Source organism: Parviterribacter kavangonensis (assembly GCF_056863335.1).
Genome location: NZ_JBXPJA010000001.1, coordinates 170,384 through 187,806, shown reverse-complemented (window position 1 = coordinate 187,806; position 17,423 = coordinate 170,384). Strand labels below are relative to the sequence as shown.

The following is a 17,423-nucleotide window of genomic DNA, read 5'->3' as shown; positions in this document are numbered from 1 at the left end:
AAGGGCGCCGGATCGAAGGCCTGCGCGACCGGACTTACCGTCGAGCGCGACCCCCGAACAACGGAGAAGCGCCCATGAGCAGACGACCTCTTCTTGCCCTGGTGGTGTGCGCGCTCGGCGTCGGCCCTGGTGTCGCGACGGCGACCGCCTTCGCCGCCGCCTCGGTACCGGACACCCTCGCCTCTGGCGCGGCGGTTCCCGCGGATCCCGCACCCACGAGCGGCGTGGCGGCGACCGATCCGGCGGACCCGCCGGCCGACGACCTCGGTCTTGGTGACCTGACCGACATCGATTCGACCGCTCCCGGTGCCGACCCGGTCATCACCGACCCGGGCGTCGACGTGACGGACTCCGGCACGGATCCGACGACGGACGCCGGGACGCCGGACCCGGGCACGACGGACCCCGGAACCGACCCCTTCGCGGACCCGGACACCGAACCGACCGCCCCGGCGACGGACACCAGCTGCGACGACACCGGCCTCGGCGGTCTCGAGACCGGCGACCTCGACGGCACGACCGCGGCCTGCGACCCGGCGGCTCCGCCCGACCCGACGCCCGCCACTCCCGCAGAGCCAGCCGACGACACCTCGCTCGGCGGGCTCGACCAGGGCGACCTCGGTCAGCCGGTCGACGACACCACGACGCCGGCGGCGCCGGCGGACGCGTCGGGCACCGGAACCCCGATCGAAACCGGCGTGCAGCCGGAGACGGACGACACCGGCCTCGGCGGACTCGATACCGCCGACATCGGCACGGCCGTCGACACGACGCCCACGAACGACCCGGCGCCGCCGCCGGCCGCCTCGCAGCCCCCGGCCGCTCCGGCGCCATCGATCGCTCCGGCCTTCCCTGCCCCCATCATCGTCGTGAGTCAGCCTGCGACGACCCCCGGCCCGATCGCTCTCGCGCAGCCGAAAGCCAAGAAGAAGCCGAAGAAGAAGGCCCACAAGAAGCACCGCAAGCACCGCACGCACGCCCACAAGAAGGCCAAGCACAAGAAGGGCCGCAAGGCGAAGCGCCGCCCGAAGCGTAGGCAGTCAGCGAGGCGCTGATCCGCTCCCGGGATCCGACAAGACACCGAGGGCGCCGGTGCGGCGCCTTCGGTGTCAGCCGTGGAGGTGGCCCGAGAGCGCGCCGCGCAGCGAGGCGATCTCGGTGACGGCCGCACCGATGAACGCCTCGGTGCACGCGGCGATGTCGCGCTCCAGGTCGGCCATGTACGCCGCGCAGCCCTCCAGCCCGACATCGCGCGCGTCGAGTCGCTCGATCTGCAGCTGGTTCAGGCGGAGCCGGGCCTCGTTCGCGGACATGGCCTGCACTGTCTCCGCGCTTCGGAGCCCTGTCGATCGGACGGCGGTGTCGGTTGAGCGCCGCGGCTTGTTGCCGGTCCGCCGGGTCCGCGGTTGAGTGCTGGACGGCATGAACACCGCCCAGCATCGCCCCCACGACCACACCGACGTCACTGAGTTCGAGATGGTCACCGGCACGCGCCGCGCCCTCTCGATGATCAGCGGCAAGTGGTCGGTCGAGGTCCTGTACCTGCTTGCCACCGGGACCCGCCGGTACAGCGAGGTCCTCTACGAGGTCGGCGAGATCTCGAAGAAGACCCTGACGCAGACGCTCCGCTCGCTCGAGCGGCACGAGCTCATCGCGCGTCGCGCGTACGCGGAAGTTCCCCCGCGCGTCGAGTACTCGCTCACGCCGCTCGGGTGGAGCCTCACCGGCCCGCTCCTGGCGCTCTACGAGTGGTCGGCGCAGCACCCGACGCCCGTCGCGCAGCGGCACCTGAGCGTCGTACCGCCGGCGGCCTGAGACGCGCCGCCCGCCGCGGCCCTCAGTCGGTGAGCTCGATGCGACGCGCCGTGAAGGTGGGCACCGCGTCACCGTCCTCGTCGTGGGCCCACAGCCGTGGCCGCCGCAGGCGCGCCTTCCTGACCAGCGCGGTGTCGGCACTCGCGAGCGCGTTCATGGCCGCCCTCCCGGTCACGACCCGGCCGCCGGCCGCGACTGTCGTCGTCGCGCGCACTCGGACTACGCCATCGCCGCCGGCGAGCCTGCCCGCCTGCTTGGCGAATGCCTTCGGCAGGTCGCAGACCTCCTCGATCGAGATCGGGAGGTCGCCGCCGTCGAGGCCGTCGAGCGAAGCGTCGAGCGTCATCGTCCGCGCGTAGAACGCTCCGCTGAACTCCGGCGGCCCGTCACCCTCGTCGTCGGCGGCGCGCGCCTCGCCGCCCTCTTCCTCACCGACGCAGTTGCGGCCGGCCGGCTTGTCTGTTCCGGAGCGCGCCGGTGTGGCGGGAACGAGCGCGATCGCCGCCACGGCGAGCAGGACGGCGGTGCGGACCGGGACCATGCGCCCGCCCCTCAGCGGTCGAGCGCCCGCCGGCTCGGCGGACGCTTGTGCGCCCGCCGCAGGGCCCGCTGCTTTCGCGCCCGCGACGTGTTGCCCCGGCACTGCCGGATCGGCCCCGTGTAGTAGGCCCACATCACGTCGCGCGGGTCGGGCGAGTGCGGGTGCCCGAGGAGGTGCCCGACCTCGTGGACCATGACCGTGCAAAGCATGGGAAGGTCGAAGTCCTGACGCGCGTTGAACTGGATGACGCAGTGCGTGTACGTCTCGGGACGTGTGATGTCGGTGGCGCGCCAGCGGGAGACGGCCCCCGTACGTAGCCATTGACGAGTCCAAGCGACCCTCACGCTGCCGCCGCAGGGAGTCTCGCCCCAGAACCTCAGCGCGGTGTTCCAGGACGCGCTCATCGCGCGTCCGCCAACGGGGTAACGACCGGCCGACGACGCCATTGCCGAATGCGCCGACACAGCACACGACATCGAGACGAGGACCACTGAGGTCAGGCGGCGGAGAAGGGTGGCGACGGGCATGCCACCGAGTCTCCGGACGCCCTGCTACACCGCGAGCGGAGCTCATGCTCATTCGATAAGCGTGAGGCCTTCGGGTTGTCCCGCCCCGCTCGGTGCCTCATTTCCGCAGGGAACGTCGGGTCCCGGACGACCACGACGACGCGCGACGGCGACGGGCGGCGGGCCAACCCGAAACCGAGCGACTCGCGCTCGTGTCCTTGGCCGAGTCGTCCGACGCGCGTGCGTGGACGCGCGGCGAGTTGGCCCGGCGCAGCACGAGCGCCCCCGATCGCTGTCAGCGCCCTCCGCCCACGCGCCGCTGGCGGAAATTGGTAGACGCGCAAGGTTGAGGCCTTGTGGGGGATAACCCCGTGGAGGTTCGAGTCCTCTTCGGCGCATGTTCAAGCGGGCCCGCGAGAGCGGGCCTTCTTTCGTTGAGCGGCCGGTGGCGCGAGCGGGCCGCGCCAACTCCGTGACGATGCCTCGCCGGCCGGGATCCACGTCCTCATCGCTGGCGGAGGTACTCGAGGACCGCCAGGACCCGCCGGTGGTCCTCCGGAGTCGAGGTCAGCCCGAGCTTGGAGAAGATGCTCGTCACATGGCGCTCGATCGCCGCGACGGTCACGACGAGCTCCGCCGCGATCCCCTGGTTCGACCGGCCCTCCGCCATCAGCGCCACGACCTCGCGCTCGCGCGGCGTGAGGTCATCGAGGGCGGACGTGTGACGCTGCCGGCCCACCATGCGCTGGACGACGTCGGCATCGAGCGCGGTCCCGCCGGCCGCGACCCGTTGGATCGCCGAGATGAACACGCCGAGGTCGCCGACCTTGTCCTTGAGCAGGTAGCCCACGCCGCTCGCACGGTCGCCGACGAGCTCGATCGCATAGCGGTCCTCGAGGAACTGCGAGAGGACGACCACGGCCACGTGCGGGAACGCCTCACGGATGGCCAGCGCCGCCCGGAGCCCGTCATCGGTCGAGTCGGGCGGCATCTGGATGTCCGTGATGACGAGGTCGGGCTTGTGCGCCTTCGCCTTGCGGACGAGGTCCGGTCCGTCGGCGGCGACGCCGACCACCTCGAAGTCGTGGTCCTCCAGCACGCTGACGATGCCCTGACGGACGAGCGGGTTGTCCTCACCGACCACGACGGTCGTCATCCCAGCCACCTCGACAGGTCGGTGACGCCAAGCTCCGTCTTGCTCACGAAGCCCGCTGCACCCGTGTCGCGCAGCGCGCTTGGCATGCCCGCGTGCTGGTCGGAGGACGTGAGGAGCACGCGCGGCGGCTGAGCGCCACCGGTGATCTCGGCGGAGAACGCGTAGCCGTCGCCGTCCGGGAGGTTGATGTCCAGCAGGATCGCGTCCGGCCTGAGCCGGGCGACCGTGCGGCGTGCGGCGGCCACGTCCCCGGCGGTCCCCACGACCTGGAACCCCTGCCCTTCGAGCAGGTCGGTCGCGGCCTCGCGGAACGTCGCGTCGTCGTCGACGACGACCACCCGCCTCACCGACACGCTTCCTTCATGGACACAGAGCGATTCTGACGGCGGACCAGCCGACGAGGCCATGGGGTTGTCCCTAGGTCGGCGAGGCCCGGAGAACCCGACGCAGGCGTGCAGTGCGCCCCATCGTCCGGGCCGCCCGACGGCCGTAGCGTCGCGGGCATGCCTGGCACCCTGACCGCACCACCGTCGGGCGATCCGCGCCCGCGCCCCGCCGGCGACGTGCTGACCGCAGTCGGGCTCGCGCTCGCTCCCGTCATCGCACTCGGCTTCTCGCGCTTCGCCTACGCGCTCCTGCTGCCACCGATGCGCGACGATCTCGGGTGGTCCTACACCGCTGCCGGCGGGATGAACACCGCCAACGCGATCGGGTACGTGATCGGTGCCGCGACCGCAGCAGCCGCGGCCAAGCGCTGGGGCACCAGACGCATCTTCGTCGTCTCGCTCGCGCTCAGCGCCATCGCCCTCACCGCGACGGCGCTCGGCTCCAGCTACGACGTCCTGATGGCGTTGCGCGGCATCGGAGGCGTGGCGACGGCGGTCGCCTTCGTCGTCGGCTCGTCGCTCGCCGCGCGGCTTCGGCCGTCACTGCTCGCCGTCTACTTCGCCGGGGTCGGCGTCGGCATCGTCGCCAGCGGCATCGTCGTCCCGCTCGCGCTGTCCGGCGACACGCCGGACGACTGGCGGGTCGGCTGGGCGCTCCTCGGCGGCGCGTCGCTCGTGGCGCTCGTGCCGGCATGGCTCGCCGCGCGCAGGGTCCCCACCGTGGCGGGAGCGGCCGTCGCGCGACTCGCACGAGCGGACTTCCGCAAGCTCGACGCCACGCTCGTCGCGTACGTGCTGTTCGGTGCGGGCTACGTCAGCTACATGACCTTCGTCGTCGCGCTCCTGCGCGAAGGCGAGCTCGCCGCTTGGGTCCCGACCGTCTTCTGGCTCGTGCTCGGGGCGTCGTCGGCCGCGTTCATCGCACCATGGGGCAGGCGGCTCGCGCGGTGCCGCGGGGGCAACGGCGCAGCCGCCGTGTCCGCCGTCGTGCTCGTCGGCACCCTGCCGCTGCTGCTCGAAGCGACCGCCTTCACGGCACTGCTGTCCGCCGTGGTGTTCGGTTCGACCTTCATGGCCGGTCCCACCGCCGTGACGACGCTGTGCCGGCGCGTGCTCCAGCCCGAGGGCTGGACGGCCGGGATCGCGCTCATGACGACGGGATTCGCGCTGGGGCAAGCGGTCGGACCGCTGATCTCCGGCTGGCTCTCCGACAGCAGCGGCGACCTTCGCACGGGGCTCTGGGCATCGCCTGTCCTCTTGGCCGCCGCGGCGCTGGTCTCGCTGCGTCAGGCACACCACCCGCATCACACGGAGGCGCTCGAAGCTGCGCCCGATGACAAGTCGGCGGTCATCGCGAAAGCGGCCTGAGCTGGGGAGCTACAGCGGGATGGTCGCTTCGACGACGGTCCCGCAGCCCGGTTCGCTGTCGACCACCAGCCGCCCGTTGAGCGCGGCCATGCGATCGATCAGCCCGGACAGCCCTCGGCCCGGTTCGATCCGTGCGCCACCCCTCCCGTCGTCCGCGATCCGCACGACCAAGCCCTCCGCCGATGGCTCGACCTCCACGCGCGCCTTCGTCGCAGCTGCGTACTTCGCGACGTTCGTCAGCGCCTCCGCGGCGACGAAGTACGCCGCCGACTCGACCGACGGCGCGAACCGCTGCTCGGCGACGGCGATCTCCACGGGGATCGGCGCGCGGTCGGCGAGCGCCTCGACCGCGGCGACCAGCCCGCGGTTGGTGAGGATCGACGGATGGATGCCAAGCGCCAGCTCGCGCAGGTCGACGATCGCGCCCGAGACGTCCTCGAGCGCCGCTGCGACGAGCGATCGGCCGCGAGCGTTGCCGGAGTCGTCGACGTTCAGCCTCTGCAGCGTCATGACCGCGTGGACGAGGCGCTGCTGCGCTCCGTCGTGGAGGTCGCGCACGACGCGCCGGCGCTGCTCGTCCGCCGCCTCGACGATGCGCGCCCGCGAGGCGACGAGCTCAGTCCGACTGGCCGCGTTCGAAACCGCCGTGGCGGTGAGCTCGGCGAACTCGGCGAGGCGATCCTCGGTGCCGGCCGGCAGGGGGTCCGACCGGTCCACACCGACGATGAGAACGCCCCAGACCGCACCATCGACCATGACGGGCGCAGCGACCTGCGAGCGGATGCCGTTCGCGCGCAGGATCGCCGCGACCTCACCCTGCTCGTCGGCGTAGTCGTCGACGCGGGCCGGCGAAGCGGTTCCATACACACGTCCGTCGAGCGTGGCGTGATCGATCGAGAGCCGCGTCCCGGGTGCCACGTGGACGCCGCGCAGGCTCCACCCCGCAACCGTCACGCGCACGCCCTCGGTCCAGCGCACGAGGTTCGCGGTCGTGGCGTCGAGCAGCCGCGCGGCCTCTTCGCAGACCGTCGAGAACACCTCCGCCTCCGTGGCGCCGTTCGCCACGAGCACGGCGACGCGACGAAGCGCCGCGTGTTCGGCCGCAAGGTCGCGTAGGTCCGCGCTCGCCTGGGCGTTCGACACGGCCACGGCGACCAGCTCCGTGAACTGAGTCAGCGCGTGCTCGACGCCCGCGGGAAGCGGCAACGGCGCGGGGGTCCCGACCGCGATCGCTCCCCACACATCGCCGTCGACCACGATCGGCGCCGCCGCGGTCCCGCCGACCATCAACGGGATGTCGCCGCCCTCACCCGACGCGGAGATCCAGCGTGCGCCGTCGACGCGTGCCGGGCGGCCGCCGCGCCGGACGATGGCCGACGCGCTGTCGTCGTCGAGCATCAGCACTCGCCCCGGAGCATGCGGATGCGCGCCGGCCGCGCCCACCACGACGGCCGTCGCTTCCTTCCCGAACCGCGAGACCGTGCACAGCGGCAGGTCGAGGACGTGGCTCACCTCGAGCGCGACCGCGGAGAACACCTCCGCAGGGGCCGTCCCGCGTGCGACGAGGGTGGCGACGCGCCGCAGGGCACCCTGCTCGTCGAGCAGTCCTCTGCGCTCGTGCGCCGCCTGGACGCTCGCCACGGTGACGCCGGCCAGCTCGGTGAAGGCGAGCAGGCGCTCCTCGGTCCCCGGCGGCAACGGTTGGCGCCGGTCGGTGATCGCGATGACCGTCCCCCAGGTTCGCCCGTCGACGACGATCGGTGCCCCCACCGCCGAACGAGCGCCCGCCGCCCGAGCGGCGCTCGCCATCGTCCCTTCGAGTCCGCTGTAGTCGTCGATGCGAGCCGGCGCTGCGGTGCGAGCGACCTCCGTCGTCACGCTCGTCCCGGTCATCGGCCAGTTCTCCCCCACGTCGAACGCGTGGTCGCCGTGGAGCCCGACGACGGTGGCGGTGCCGTCCTCCTCGAAGCGCAGCGCCTCCACGAGCGGAACGTCCAGGAGCCGTCCGACCTCGTCGCACAACGCCGAGAGGACGTCCTCGATGCGCGCCCGCTCCCCCACGAGCAGCGCAAGGCGCCGAAGTCCCTCGTGCCCGTCGTCAACGCTGCGGACTTCGCGCGAGCCGGCCGGCTCGGCCTCGAGCAACCGTGCGAACGCGCCGAGCCCGACCTCGCAGCCCTCGTCGAGCGAGGTGCCGGGGCGGCAGGTCCCGACCAGCGCGCCCCACAGGACCTCCGCCCGGAAGACCGGGGCAGCCGCGGCGCGGTCCGCAACGCGCACCGGGCGCGGTGCGGCCGAGATGCGTCGGCACAAGGCTGCGGCGTCGGCCGAGAGGCGCGCCGCATCCGTCGTCGGCCACCGCGCGATGCAGTCCGCCTCGTCCGACGGGCCGTAGCGGCACAGCTCGACGACCCCGAGGTCGAGGACCGTCCCGCACGCGGCAGCGATCTCATCGACGAAGCGCCGAGCCGAAAGCTGCGCGTCGTCTTGCGGTCCAGTGCTCGGCACACCACCAGGCACGCTCGGCTTCACCCCCTTCGTGTGCAACCTACTCCTGCCCGACGCCTCCGGTGCGCCGATCCCGGGCGGGCGTGGGGTTCTCCCGATCCCGGTGTCCGGGGTGTCCACAGCGACGATGTGCCGTCGGCCCGCTGGTCCGGAGGCCCAGTCGCGAGGACGCTCGATGTCGTGCCGATCGCCAGCCCTCAGCAGTACGCCGACATGCTCGACCGAGCGGATGCGGGCGGCTATGCGCTCGCCGCGATCAACGTCACGTCGTCGCAGACGCTGAACGGCACGCTGCGCGGGCTGGTCGATGCCCGAGCCGACGGCATCGTCCAGGTGACCGTCGGCGCCGCGCGGTACCTCGCGGGACCGGGCGGCAACGCTGCGTCCGGGGCGCGCGCCCTCGCCGAGTACGCCCACGCGGTCGCCGCCGACGTCCCGGTCGCGGTCGCACTGCACACCGACCACGCGACGCCGGCCGATGCGGCCTCCTTCCTCCACCCGCTGATCGACGAGTCGCGCCGCCGACGCGCGCGCGGCGAGCTCCCGCTGTTCGGCTCGCACATGCTCGACGGCTCGGCATTGCCGCTGGCCGAGAACCTGCGCGTGTCACGCGAGATGCTCGATGCGCTCGCACCGCTCGGGGTCGTGCTCGAGATGGAGGTCGGTGTCGTCGGCGGCGAGGAGGACGGGATCCGCGGCCCAGACGCCGGGCGGCCCGAGCTCTACACCACCGCCGACGACCTCCTCGAGGTCGCAGCTGCGCTCGGCACCGGCGAACACGGGCGCTACCTAGTCGCCGCCACGTTCGGCAACGTCCACGGCGTCCACGCCGGCCGGCCCGCACGACTCCGGCCGCGCATCCTCGCCGAGGGCCAGAACGCACTGCGGGTCCGGGACCGGCGTGCCCGGTTCGCCTACGTGTTCCACGGCGCGAGCGGCGCGTCGGAGGACGACGTCCGCGCGGCCGTCGGGAACGGAGTGGTCAAGGTCAACCTCGACACCGACGCCCAGTACGCGTTCACGCGCGGGATGGCCGGCCACGTGCTGTCCGAGTACGACGGGGTCCTACGCCTCGACGGCGGACCCGGACGCAAGGCCTCGTACGACCCCCGCTCGTGGGGACGCAAGGCGGAGGCCGCGCTCGCCGAGCGCGTGGTGACCGCCACACGGCTCCTCGGCTCGGCCGGAAGGAGCGTCCTCGCATGAACCCCCTGCAGCGCTTGCAGGCCCTCGGCACCAGCGTGTGGATCGACGGCCTCGCCTCGCCTTTCGCGCTCGCGCGACTGGTCGAGCGCGACGGCGTGACCGGTCTGACGACCAACCCGGCCATCCTGCGCGCTTCGCTGCTCGATGTCCCGTCGGTCCAGATCGACGCGCGCCGACTGTAACGCCTCGGCCCGGAAGGCGTCTACGAGGTGCTCGCGGTCGCCGTCATCCGGCAGGCGGCCGACGTCCTCACGCCCGTCTTCCGGCGGTGCAACGGACAGGACGGCTTCGTGAGCATCGAGGTGCCCCCGCTGCTCGCCTACGACGCTCCGGCGACGGTCGCCGCCGCGCTCGACCTGTGGGAGCGCGTCGGGCGTGCGAACGTCATGATCAAGGTCCCCGCCACCGCAGCCGGCGTCGCCGCCTTCCGCGACCTGACCGCGGCCGGAGTCAACGTCAACGTCACGCTCCTCTTCGACGCGAGCACGTACCGCAGCGTCGCGCACGCCTACCTCGGCGGGCTCGAGGAGCGGGTGTCGGCCGGGCAGCCGATCGACGACGTCGCCTCGGTCGCGAGCTTCTTCGTGTCGCGCATCGATCACGCGGTCGATCCGCTGCTCGAACGCAGCGGCCGGGACGACCTCCGTGGCCGCGCCGCCATCGCATCGGCGCGCGCCGCCCACGCCGTCGCGCAGGAGCACCTCGCGTCGCAGCAGTTCGCTGACCTCCATGCACGGGGCGCCCAAGCCCAGCGTCTCCTGTGGGCTTCGACGAGCGCGAAGGATCCGGCCTACTCGGACGTGAAGTACATCGACGCGCTGGCCGGCCCCGGGACGGTCAGCACGATGCCGCTCGCGACGCTCGAGGCGTACAGCGACCACGGCGATCCCCGGGACCGGCTCAGCGGCTCGGCCGAGCACGCCTCGAGCCAGCTGCTCGAGATCGCGGCCACCGGCATCGACCTCGGCGCCGTCTCGCGCGAGCTGCTCGCACGTGGCGTGGACGCCTTCCGCAAGGCCCAGCTCGACCTGCTCGACGAGATCACCCACCGGGTCCTGAGGAGCGCGGCATGAGGCGACTTGCCGACATCGTGACGCGCCACCCCTGGCGAGTCCTCACCGCATGGCTTGTCGTCGCCGCAGCAGCGATCCTCGCGACGCTGCCCGGCAGCGTCGCCGAGCCCGGTGACGTCCTGAAGTCCGAGCCGTCGAAGTTCCTGCCCGACCGGTACGAGTCGGTTCGGGCAGCCCAACTGGAGGAGCGGGCGTTCCCCGCGCCCGACGGCGCGACGGCCACGGTCGTCGTCCGGCGCAAGGACGGACGCCCGCTGGCAGCGGGCGACATCGACCGCGCCCGCGGCTTGGTGGACCGGCTGTCGTCGACCGCAGGCGTGCGGGCGGCCGTCGCTCCGCCGGCCGCGGTGTCGCCGAACCACCGCGTACTCCTTGGCACCGTCTCCTTCGAGCGGACGCAGTTCGACCCGCTCATCACGCGGGACGTCAACCGGCTGCGCGATCGCGCCGACGCCGCGTTCGCGACGACGGGCCTGCGCGTCGGCTTCACCGGCGGCGCCGCCACGCGCGCTGACGCGACCGAACGTGAGGGCGTGACGTCGCAGCTGACGATGGTGCTGATCTTCGTCCTGCTGCTCGTGCTCTTCCGGAGCCTGGCCGTCGCCTTGGCTGACGTGCTGCTCACCGCGATCGTCGCGGCCATCGCCACAGGCATCGTGTACGTCGGGGCGAAGGCCTTCGACGTCCCGCTGTCGCCCGACGTCACGGGGCTCCTGCCGATCGTGATGCTCGGTGTCGGAACGGACTACGTCGTGTTCCTGCTGTCGCGGTACCGCGAGCACCTGCGCGCAGGTCAGGAGCCGCACACCGCGATGCGAGGCGCCGTGGAACGCGTCGGCCCCGCGATCGGGTTCTCGGCCCTGGCGGTCGCCGTCTCGCTTTCGGCGATGCTGCTGTCGTCGATGTCCTCGTTCAGGACGCTCGGCCCGTCGTTGGGGCTCGGCGTGCTCCTGACCTGGCTCAGCGCACTCACGCTCATGCCCGCGACCGCTGTGCTGCTGCGCCGCGCGTTCTTCTGGCCGCCTCGTCGCCGCTGGACGACCGCCGCCGCGCAGCCGAGGGCGACGCGGGCGGAGCGGCTGGTCTCCGGACGACCGGTCGGGACCGCGTTGGCCGCGGCCGCCGTGCTGCTTGCGCTCGCCATCCCGTCGCTCGGCTTCAAGGCCAACTACGACGTCGAAGCCTCGGTGAGCGGCTCGCCGTCCGAGGAAGCGCTCGAGGACCTCGAACGCGGGTTCCCCGGGGGCGCCCTGGAGCCGACCGAGGTCATGGTCGCCTCGACGAACGGCGCTGCGCTGAGCTCGTCGGCGACAGATGCGGTGGCGAACGCGGTCCGCCGCGCGCCGGGAGTCGGCGACGTGCTGCCCGCGGTGACGTCCGAGGACGGGCGCGTCGCCCGGATCGACGTGCTGCTGAGCTCGCCGCCGTTCACGAAGGCTGCCCTCGACACCGTCGAGGATCACGTCCGTCCCGTCGTCGCCGCCGCGACACCGACCGGGACGGACGTCGAGGTCGGTGGCTCCACCAGCGCGTACGCCGACGTCCGCGACGCCATCGCCGAGGACCAGCGGATCATCTTCCCGGTCGCGGCGATCCTCGTCGGGCTGATCCTCGTCGTCCTCCTGCGCAGCATCGCCGTGCCCGCGTTCGTCATGAGCGGCGTCGCCCTCGGGTTCGCGGCCACCCTCGGAGCGTCCGTGGTGGTGTTCGACTGGATCGGCGGGGCCGACGGCCTGACCTTCCAGCTGCCGCTCGTCGTCTACCTGTTCGTCGCGTCGATGGTCAGCGACTACGCGATCCTCATCCTCACGCGCGTGCGCGACGGGCTGCGTGCGGGACGGTCGCCGCGCGATGCCGCCGCCATCGCTGTCAGGACGGCCGGCCCGTCCGTCACCGCGGCGGGCGTCATCCTCGCCGCGAGCTTCGGCGTGCTCGTCCTGTCACCGTCGCTCTCGCAGATCGGGTTCGCCGTCGGCTTCGGCGTCCTCATCAGCGCCTTGCTCACCGCTCGCCTGCTCCTCCCGTCGTTGACGGTGATCGCCGGCCGGCGGGCGTGGTGGCCGGGCCTGCGGTCTCACGCCGCTGCGCGCGAGGGCCACGGCCCAGTGCCGTCGAGTGAGAGGCGCGCCGCCGAGAGCGCCTGACCGCTGTCCGCTTCGGTCCCGCGGCGCTCCGCTGAGCGCCGCGTGGACCGGTGGCTCGAGCGCCTCCGGCTCAGCGCACCTGGACGTTGCCCGCGACGATGTTGTTGAAGGCGGCCGACGGCAAGGCGTCGTTGCAGGTGAGCGGCTCGTTCTCGGGGATCCCGGTGGTCCGATCCCGCGGGTCGTCGGGGCCCTCCCCGTTGTCCTGCACCGCGAAGTGAACCTGCTCGGTCGGGGCGAACACGGTCGGGTCGCTGGTGTGCGTGACCGTCCCGCTCATGTGGGCGATGTTCCCGTCGACGGCCAGGCAGTCGATCGCGATGTGCGCGAAGGCATCGAGTGAGCGGGGGTGGACCTCGGCCTGCCACGTCGTGGTCCCGTCGGCTCGCCGCGTGGCGCTGAACGAGAGAGACCGAAGCTCACCGCCGCTGATGCGATGCCCCGACCCCGTCGCCGACTCGACGACCGCATCCGGAGTGCCCGCGGCCGGTGACACCAGGACCAGCACCGCGGCAATCGCAGAAAGCCCGAGACACCATCTCATCATCTGCCTCCGCTCCTTCGCACCGCGCCGAGACGTCTGGCACTGCTCACGTATGGCGTCGGCTGGATCGAACCGACCCCAGCCGCGCGCCCGCGGCCGGGTCAACCTTCCGGCGCCGTCCGAACGTCGTCACGGAACGTCAGCCACTGCGGTCGAAGCGTCTCGACTGGATGGGCGAAGGGAGTTGCTCGGCTCGCATGATCGCGGCCGTCGTGCGAGAGTCGGTCGAGGAGCGGCTGATGGCTGTCGAGAAGCAGGCCGGAGGGATCGCGGGCGGTCCCTACGAAGCCGCGGTTCGGCCGGCGTCGGCGCGGCGCTCGGGACGCGAGACCGCGGAGATGGTCCTTGCCAAGTACGGCGTTCTCATCGCCTTCGTCGTGATGATCGTCGTGTTCAGCCTCGCGCGCTCGCGATCGTTCCCCACGTGGGAGAACGCCAAGTCGATCCTCACGGCGGCCTCGCCGATGTTGGTCATCGCCGGCGGGCTCACGGTCATCCTGGTGATGCGGGACTTCGACCTCTCGTTCGGCGCGATGATCGGCCTTGCCGCGGGGGCCGCCGTCGCGCTGATGGCCAACGACGGCTGGAGCTGGCCGATGGCTTTGATCGCCGCGCTCCTCTTCGGGATCACGGCCGGGGCCGTCAACGGGTTCCTCGTCTCCTACCTGGGAGGGCCCTCGTTCATCATCACCCTGGCCATGGGAACGGTCCTGACCGGCGTGGAGTTCGCGCTGACGGACCAGAAGACGATCTTCAGCGGGGTCGCCGGGGGCTACGCCGACATCGGCCAGAACTCGTTCCTGGGTCTCAACAACGTGGTCTGGATCGCGACCGTGATCGCGGTGATCCTGTGGGCGCTGCTCGACCGGACCGAGGTCGGCCGGTACATGTACGCCATCGGCGGCAACCCGGAAGCCGCGCGCCTGGCCGGCATCCGGACGCGGTTCCTGCGTTTCCTCGGGTTCGTAGTGGTCGGGCTCGCCGCGGCCGTGGTCGGCGTCCTCATCAGCTCGCAGTCGGGCGCGTACAGCCCGTCGCCGGGCCTCAGCTTCCTGCTGCCGGCCTTCGCCGCCGCGTTCCTCGGGTCGGCGGTCTTCCGGCCGGGCGAGTTCAACATCCCGGGGACCGTCATCGGGGTGCTGTTCCTGGGCGTCATCCAGACCGGGCTGACGATGCTCGACCTCGAGACCTACGTCATCAACCTCGTGCAAGGGGGCGTCCTGATCTCCGCCGTCCTGCTCAGCCGGCTCGGGCAGCGCGTCTCGTGACGACGACGTCGCTCCCCCACCCCGTCGAGGTCGCGACCGGCCCCGAGCCGTTCCTCGTCTTGCGCGACCTCGTGAAGCGATATCCCGGGGTGCTCGCGCTCGACCACTTCAGCGGCGCCATCCGCGCCGGCGTCGTGCTTGGCCTGCTCGGCAAGAACGGTGCCGGCAAGAGCACGGTCATCAAGGTCCTCGCGGGCGCGCTGAAGCCGGACTCCGGCGAGATCCTGATCGACGGCGAGCCGGTCGCCATCCACGGCCCGCACCACGCGAGGCAGCTCGGCATATCCGTCGTCCACCAAGAGCTCGCCGACGTGCCCAAGCTGTCCGTCGCCGAGAACCTCGAGCTTGGCCTGGGCTATCCCGCGAAGGCCGGGATCTTCGTCGACCGGAAGCGCCTGCGCCGCAAGACGCGCGAAACCCTCGAGATGCTCGGCGCGGGCCTCGACCCCGACGCGCTCGTCTCCAGTCTCAGCATCGCGCAGCGGCGGATGGTGATGATCGCGCGGGGTCTCGCGGCGAACGCACGCCTGCTCGTCCTCGACGAGCCGACCGCGTCATTGGCGGATGCAGAGATCGACCACCTCCATGGCATCGTGCGGACGCTTCAAGCGCGCGACGTCTCGGTGGTCTACGTCACGCACCGCCTCGACGAGATCTTCGGGATCACCGACCACCTCGCGGTCATGCGCGACGGCCGCGTCATCCACTCCGGGCGCACCGCGGAGCTCACCAAGCAGGGGCTGATCGAGCACATCACCGGGAGTGTCCAGGCCATGCCCGAGCGCCGCCGGCGTCGCGTCACCTCGCAGGCAGTGGTCAACGAGGAGCTGTTGCGGGTCGAGGGCCTGACCGTGCCCGACGTAGTGGACGACGCCAGCTTCAGCCTCCGCCGGGGCGAGCTCCTCGGGATCGCAGGGCTCGTCGGCGCCGGCCGCAGCGAGTTGATCCGGCTGATCTACGGCGCCGACCCGCACGCCTCCGGCCGGATCTTCATGCACGGCCGGGAGGTGACGATCGGGTCGCCGCGCGACGCACTTCGCGCGGGCATCGTCCTCATGCCGGAGGAGCGCCGACTCCAGGGCAGCATCGCCGACTTCTCAGTGCGCAAGAACATCACGTTGCCCGACCTCGCGCGCCACCGGACACGCGCTCGACTGCCGGTCCCCCACAACGGCCGCGAGCGCGAGTACGCGCGATCCGTCATCGAGCGGCTGGACATCAAGGTGGTCGACGAGGAGCACCCCTTACGCCACCTTTCCGGCGGCAACCAGCAGAAGGTCGTGCTGGCGAAGTGGCTGGACAGCGGCGCCGATGTCTTCATGTTCGACGAGCCGACGCGCGGGGTCGACGTCGACGGCAAGGAGGAGACGTTCCGGCTCATGGAGGAGCTGGCGCTTGCCGGCAAGGGTGTGATCTTCATCTCGTCGGAGTTCACGGAGCTCGTGGGCGCGTGCAATCGCGTGATCGTCATGCGAGAAGGACGGCTCGTCGGAGAGCTCGAAGGGGACGCGATCAGCGATGCCGCACTTGCGGAGCGGTGCTACGCGGCATGACGCAGCGCGACCAACCGTCCCGAGGAGGGGAGGCACGCATGAGGCGCTTGCAAGTCCTCAGCATGGCGACCCTCGCCGTGCTCGCCATCGTCGCGGCCGGGTGCGGCGGCGACGACGACAACGGCAGCGAGAGCGCCGGCAGAGCCAAGGTCACCGGCGTCCAGGCCGGCACCGGATCGCGCCGTGACGAGGCCGCAGAGGCGGGCAAGAAGGCGGCCGAGGCCGCCGGGGGCGACGTCCAACTCCCCAAGAAGAAGGCCGGCATCCTGCAGATCCTCGGCGCGGTCGAATCGGCGCAGCGGGCCGAGAACACGTTGACCGATGCCATCAAGAGCGTCGGCTGGACCACGAACGTGTGTGACGCCCGGGGGGATCCGAAGAACATGGCCGCCTGCGGCGACAGCCTCCTGGACCGCAACGTCGACGTCATGTTCGTCATCGGCATCGAGCCGTCCCTCATCAAGGGCCAGCTACGCAAGGCCAAGCAGCAGAACGTCCCGGTGGTGGAGATCAGCGGCCAGGTCACCGCCGATCCGCTGTGGTCCGGCACGTACTACCCCGACGAGGAGAAGGCCGGCCGCATCCTCGCGGAGAGCCTCATGAAGAAGATGCAGGAGGTCGAGGGAACCGCGCACATCGCCGTGGCGGACTACCCCGCGATGTGGGCCTCCGCGCGCACTGATCAGCTCACGCGGGCCGTGAAGGACTCGAGGGGCGAGGTCAAGATCGCGGCCACGTCGGTGACGGATGCGACGAACCTGGTCCAGGGCACGCAGAAGACGGTGACCGACCAACTCACGCAGAACCCTGCGCTGAAGGGCTACTGGTTCGCGTTCGATTCGGCGGGACAGGCCGGCGGGCCGGCGATCCAGGCGAAGTTCGGCGGCAAGATGTTCCCCGACAAGCCGTGGGTCGTCACGTTCCACGCCGACCTCGGGACGCAGGACCTCATGCGCAGGGGCGCCATCGACGTCGTTCTTGACGTCCCCTACGACGCGGCGGGCTGGGTCGCGGTCGACCAAGCGGCGGAGTTCTTCGCGCGGGCGAAGGCGTTCGACCGGAGCCCCGCCCCCGACTACGGAGGCTTCGAGGTCTACGACTACGCCCTGGTGACCAAGGACGACCTGCCGCCGAAGGGCCAGTATCGGACTCCGAAGAACGACTTCGTGACGTTCTTCAAGACGAAGTGGCAGGACGAGTTCGGCACCGCCGGACCGTGAACGGCAGGGCGACGACGTCGTGCCCGTGTCATACCGGGGTTCTCACTGGGATCGGCGCAGCTCGCGTGCGCGAACGCGATGTTGACCCGGATCGCGCGCCATCAGCGCGGCTGACCCACGGGGAGGCCGAGCACG

Annotated in this window: 16 protein-coding genes, 1 tRNA gene and 1 pseudogene; 11 read left to right on the top strand and 7 right to left on the bottom strand. The window is 71.7% G+C overall.

Annotated elements, in window-relative coordinates:
* The first annotated feature begins 74 nt into the window (after positions 1 to 74).
* Positions 75 to 1,055, top strand: a complete 981-nt coding sequence (locus tag AC1UE4_RS00890) for a hypothetical protein (protein WP_482915334.1) — start codon at positions 75 to 77, stop codon at positions 1,053 to 1,055.
* 54 nt (positions 1,056 to 1,109) lie between these two features.
* Here AC1UE4_RS00890 and AC1UE4_RS00885 read toward each other — a convergent pair whose 3' ends face one another.
* On the bottom strand, positions 1,110 to 1,313 hold the full coding sequence (locus AC1UE4_RS00885) for a hypothetical protein (RefSeq protein WP_482915333.1): 204 nt from the start codon (positions 1,311 to 1,313) through the stop codon (positions 1,110 to 1,112).
* Between the two features lie 109 nt (positions 1,314 to 1,422).
* Between AC1UE4_RS00885 and AC1UE4_RS00880 the strand changes: the two genes are divergently transcribed.
* Complete coding sequence (locus tag AC1UE4_RS00880) at positions 1,423 to 1,815, top strand: winged helix-turn-helix transcriptional regulator (RefSeq protein WP_482915332.1); 393 nt, start codon at positions 1,423 to 1,425, stop codon at positions 1,813 to 1,815.
* A gap of 22 nt (positions 1,816 to 1,837) precedes the next feature.
* Here the strand turns inward: AC1UE4_RS00880 and AC1UE4_RS00875 are convergent, their stop codons facing one another.
* Both AC1UE4_RS00875 and AC1UE4_RS00870 read right to left on the bottom strand, forming a co-directional pair.
* Complete coding sequence (locus AC1UE4_RS00875; RefSeq protein ID WP_482915331.1) at positions 1,838 to 2,356, bottom strand: hypothetical protein; 519 nt, start codon at positions 2,354 to 2,356, stop codon at positions 1,838 to 1,840.
* Positions 2,357 to 2,367: 11 nt separating this feature from the next.
* A complete protein-coding gene (locus AC1UE4_RS00870) occupies positions 2,368 to 2,565 on the bottom strand; it encodes a matrixin family metalloprotease (protein ID WP_482915330.1) in 198 nt (65 codons plus the stop codon).
* A 610-nt stretch (positions 2,566 to 3,175) separates the two neighbouring features.
* Here AC1UE4_RS00870 and AC1UE4_RS00865 point away from each other — a divergent pair.
* Positions 3,176 to 3,260, top strand: a tRNA-OTHER gene (locus tag AC1UE4_RS00865).
* Positions 3,261 to 3,367: 107 nt separating this feature from the next.
* On the opposite strand, the gene AC1UE4_RS00860 is transcribed toward AC1UE4_RS00865, so the two are convergent.
* Both AC1UE4_RS00860 and AC1UE4_RS00855 read right to left on the bottom strand, forming a co-directional pair.
* The gene (locus AC1UE4_RS00860; protein WP_482915329.1) at positions 3,368 to 4,018 is read right to left on the bottom strand and encodes a response regulator transcription factor; all 651 of its coding nucleotides are present in this window, start codon (positions 4,016 to 4,018) and stop codon (positions 3,368 to 3,370) included.
* On the bottom strand, positions 4,015 to 4,365 hold the full coding sequence (locus AC1UE4_RS00855; RefSeq protein WP_482915328.1) for a response regulator: 351 nt from the start codon (positions 4,363 to 4,365) through the stop codon (positions 4,015 to 4,017). The genes AC1UE4_RS00860 and AC1UE4_RS00855 overlap by 4 nt, the downstream gene beginning before the upstream one ends.
* 156 nt (positions 4,366 to 4,521) lie before the next feature.
* Here AC1UE4_RS00855 and AC1UE4_RS00850 point away from each other — a divergent pair, with 156 nt between their 5' ends.
* Positions 4,522 to 5,772, top strand: a complete 1,251-nt coding sequence (locus AC1UE4_RS00850; protein WP_482915327.1) for a YbfB/YjiJ family MFS transporter — start codon at positions 4,522 to 4,524, stop codon at positions 5,770 to 5,772.
* A 9-nt stretch (positions 5,773 to 5,781) separates the two neighbouring features.
* Here the strand turns inward: AC1UE4_RS00850 and AC1UE4_RS00845 are convergent, their stop codons facing one another.
* Complete coding sequence (locus AC1UE4_RS00845) at positions 5,782 to 8,280, bottom strand: sensor histidine kinase (protein WP_482915326.1); 2,499 nt, start codon at positions 8,278 to 8,280, stop codon at positions 5,782 to 5,784.
* Positions 8,281 to 8,460: 180 nt separating this feature from the next.
* Here AC1UE4_RS00845 and fbaA point away from each other — a divergent pair, with 180 nt between their 5' ends.
* The 4 genes and pseudogenes from fbaA (at position 8,461) to AC1UE4_RS00825 (ending at position 12,703) form a co-directional block, all read left to right on the top strand.
* The gene (gene fbaA, locus AC1UE4_RS00840; RefSeq protein ID WP_482915325.1) at positions 8,461 to 9,486 is read left to right on the top strand and encodes a class II fructose-bisphosphate aldolase; all 1,026 of its coding nucleotides are present in this window, start codon (positions 8,461 to 8,463) and stop codon (positions 9,484 to 9,486) included.
* Positions 9,483 to 9,668, top strand: a complete 186-nt coding sequence (locus tag AC1UE4_RS00835) for a hypothetical protein (RefSeq protein WP_482915324.1) — start codon at positions 9,483 to 9,485, stop codon at positions 9,666 to 9,668. The genes fbaA and AC1UE4_RS00835 overlap by 4 nt, the downstream gene beginning before the upstream one ends.
* Before the next feature lie 24 nt (positions 9,669 to 9,692).
* A pseudogene (locus AC1UE4_RS00830) lies at positions 9,693 to 10,559 on the top strand (transaldolase family protein); the annotation flags it as partial.
* Entirely contained in the window at positions 10,556 to 12,703 is a 2,148-nt protein-coding gene (locus AC1UE4_RS00825) for an MMPL family transporter (protein ID WP_482915323.1), read from the top strand. The pseudogene AC1UE4_RS00830 and the gene AC1UE4_RS00825, both read left to right, overlap by 4 nt.
* Before the next feature lie 70 nt (positions 12,704 to 12,773).
* Here the strand turns inward: AC1UE4_RS00825 and AC1UE4_RS00820 are convergent, their stop codons facing one another.
* On the bottom strand, positions 12,774 to 13,211 hold the full coding sequence (locus AC1UE4_RS00820) for a hypothetical protein (protein ID WP_482915322.1): 438 nt from the start codon (positions 13,209 to 13,211) through the stop codon (positions 12,774 to 12,776).
* Positions 13,212 to 13,486: 275 nt separating this feature from the next.
* On the opposite strand from AC1UE4_RS00820, the gene AC1UE4_RS00815 reads away from it, so the two are divergent.
* The 3 genes from AC1UE4_RS00815 to AC1UE4_RS00805 are packed head-to-tail and all read left to right on the top strand — an operon-like array spanning position 13,487 to position 17,288.
* Positions 13,487 to 14,515 (top strand): ABC transporter permease, encoded by a 1,029-nt coding sequence (locus AC1UE4_RS00815; protein ID WP_482915321.1) that lies wholly within the window; start codon positions 13,487 to 13,489, stop codon positions 14,513 to 14,515.
* Positions 14,512 to 16,068, top strand: a complete 1,557-nt coding sequence (locus AC1UE4_RS00810) for a sugar ABC transporter ATP-binding protein (RefSeq protein WP_482915320.1) — start codon at positions 14,512 to 14,514, stop codon at positions 16,066 to 16,068. Before AC1UE4_RS00815 ends, AC1UE4_RS00810 begins: the two co-directional genes overlap by 4 nt.
* Before the next feature lie 38 nt (positions 16,069 to 16,106).
* Positions 16,107 to 17,288 (top strand): sugar ABC transporter substrate-binding protein, encoded by a 1,182-nt coding sequence (locus AC1UE4_RS00805; RefSeq protein WP_482915319.1) that lies wholly within the window; start codon positions 16,107 to 16,109, stop codon positions 17,286 to 17,288.
* Positions 17,289 to 17,423: the final 135 nt, after the last annotated feature.

Excerpts from the sequence above, each read along its gene's own strand:
- AC1UE4_RS00890 (WP_482915334.1), top strand. The coding sequence starts at position 75 with ATGAGCAGACGACCTCTTCTTGCCCTGGTGGTGTGCGCGCTCGGCGTC.
- AC1UE4_RS00805 (WP_482915319.1), top strand. The coding sequence starts at position 16,107 with ATGAGGCGCTTGCAAGTCCTCAGCATGGCGACCCTCGCCGTGCTCGCC.
- AC1UE4_RS00835 (WP_482915324.1), top strand. The coding sequence starts at position 9,483 with ATGAACCCCCTGCAGCGCTTGCAGGCCCTCGGCACCAGCGTGTGGATC.
- AC1UE4_RS00860 (WP_482915329.1), bottom strand. The coding sequence starts at position 4,018 with ATGACGACCGTCGTGGTCGGTGAGGACAACCCGCTCGTCCGTCAGGGC.
- AC1UE4_RS00880 (WP_482915332.1), top strand. The coding sequence starts at position 1,423 with ATGAACACCGCCCAGCATCGCCCCCACGACCACACCGACGTCACTGAG.
- AC1UE4_RS00825 (WP_482915323.1), top strand. The coding sequence starts at position 10,556 with ATGAGGCGACTTGCCGACATCGTGACGCGCCACCCCTGGCGAGTCCTC.
- AC1UE4_RS00885 (WP_482915333.1), bottom strand. The coding sequence starts at position 1,313 with ATGTCCGCGAACGAGGCCCGGCTCCGCCTGAACCAGCTGCAGATCGAG.
- AC1UE4_RS00870 (WP_482915330.1), bottom strand. The coding sequence starts at position 2,565 with ATGCTTTGCACGGTCATGGTCCACGAGGTCGGGCACCTCCTCGGGCAC.
- AC1UE4_RS00875 (WP_482915331.1), bottom strand. The coding sequence starts at position 2,356 with ATGGTCCCGGTCCGCACCGCCGTCCTGCTCGCCGTGGCGGCGATCGCG.
- AC1UE4_RS00815 (WP_482915321.1), top strand. The coding sequence starts at position 13,487 with ATGGCTGTCGAGAAGCAGGCCGGAGGGATCGCGGGCGGTCCCTACGAA.
- AC1UE4_RS00850 (WP_482915327.1), top strand. The coding sequence starts at position 4,522 with ATGCCTGGCACCCTGACCGCACCACCGTCGGGCGATCCGCGCCCGCGC.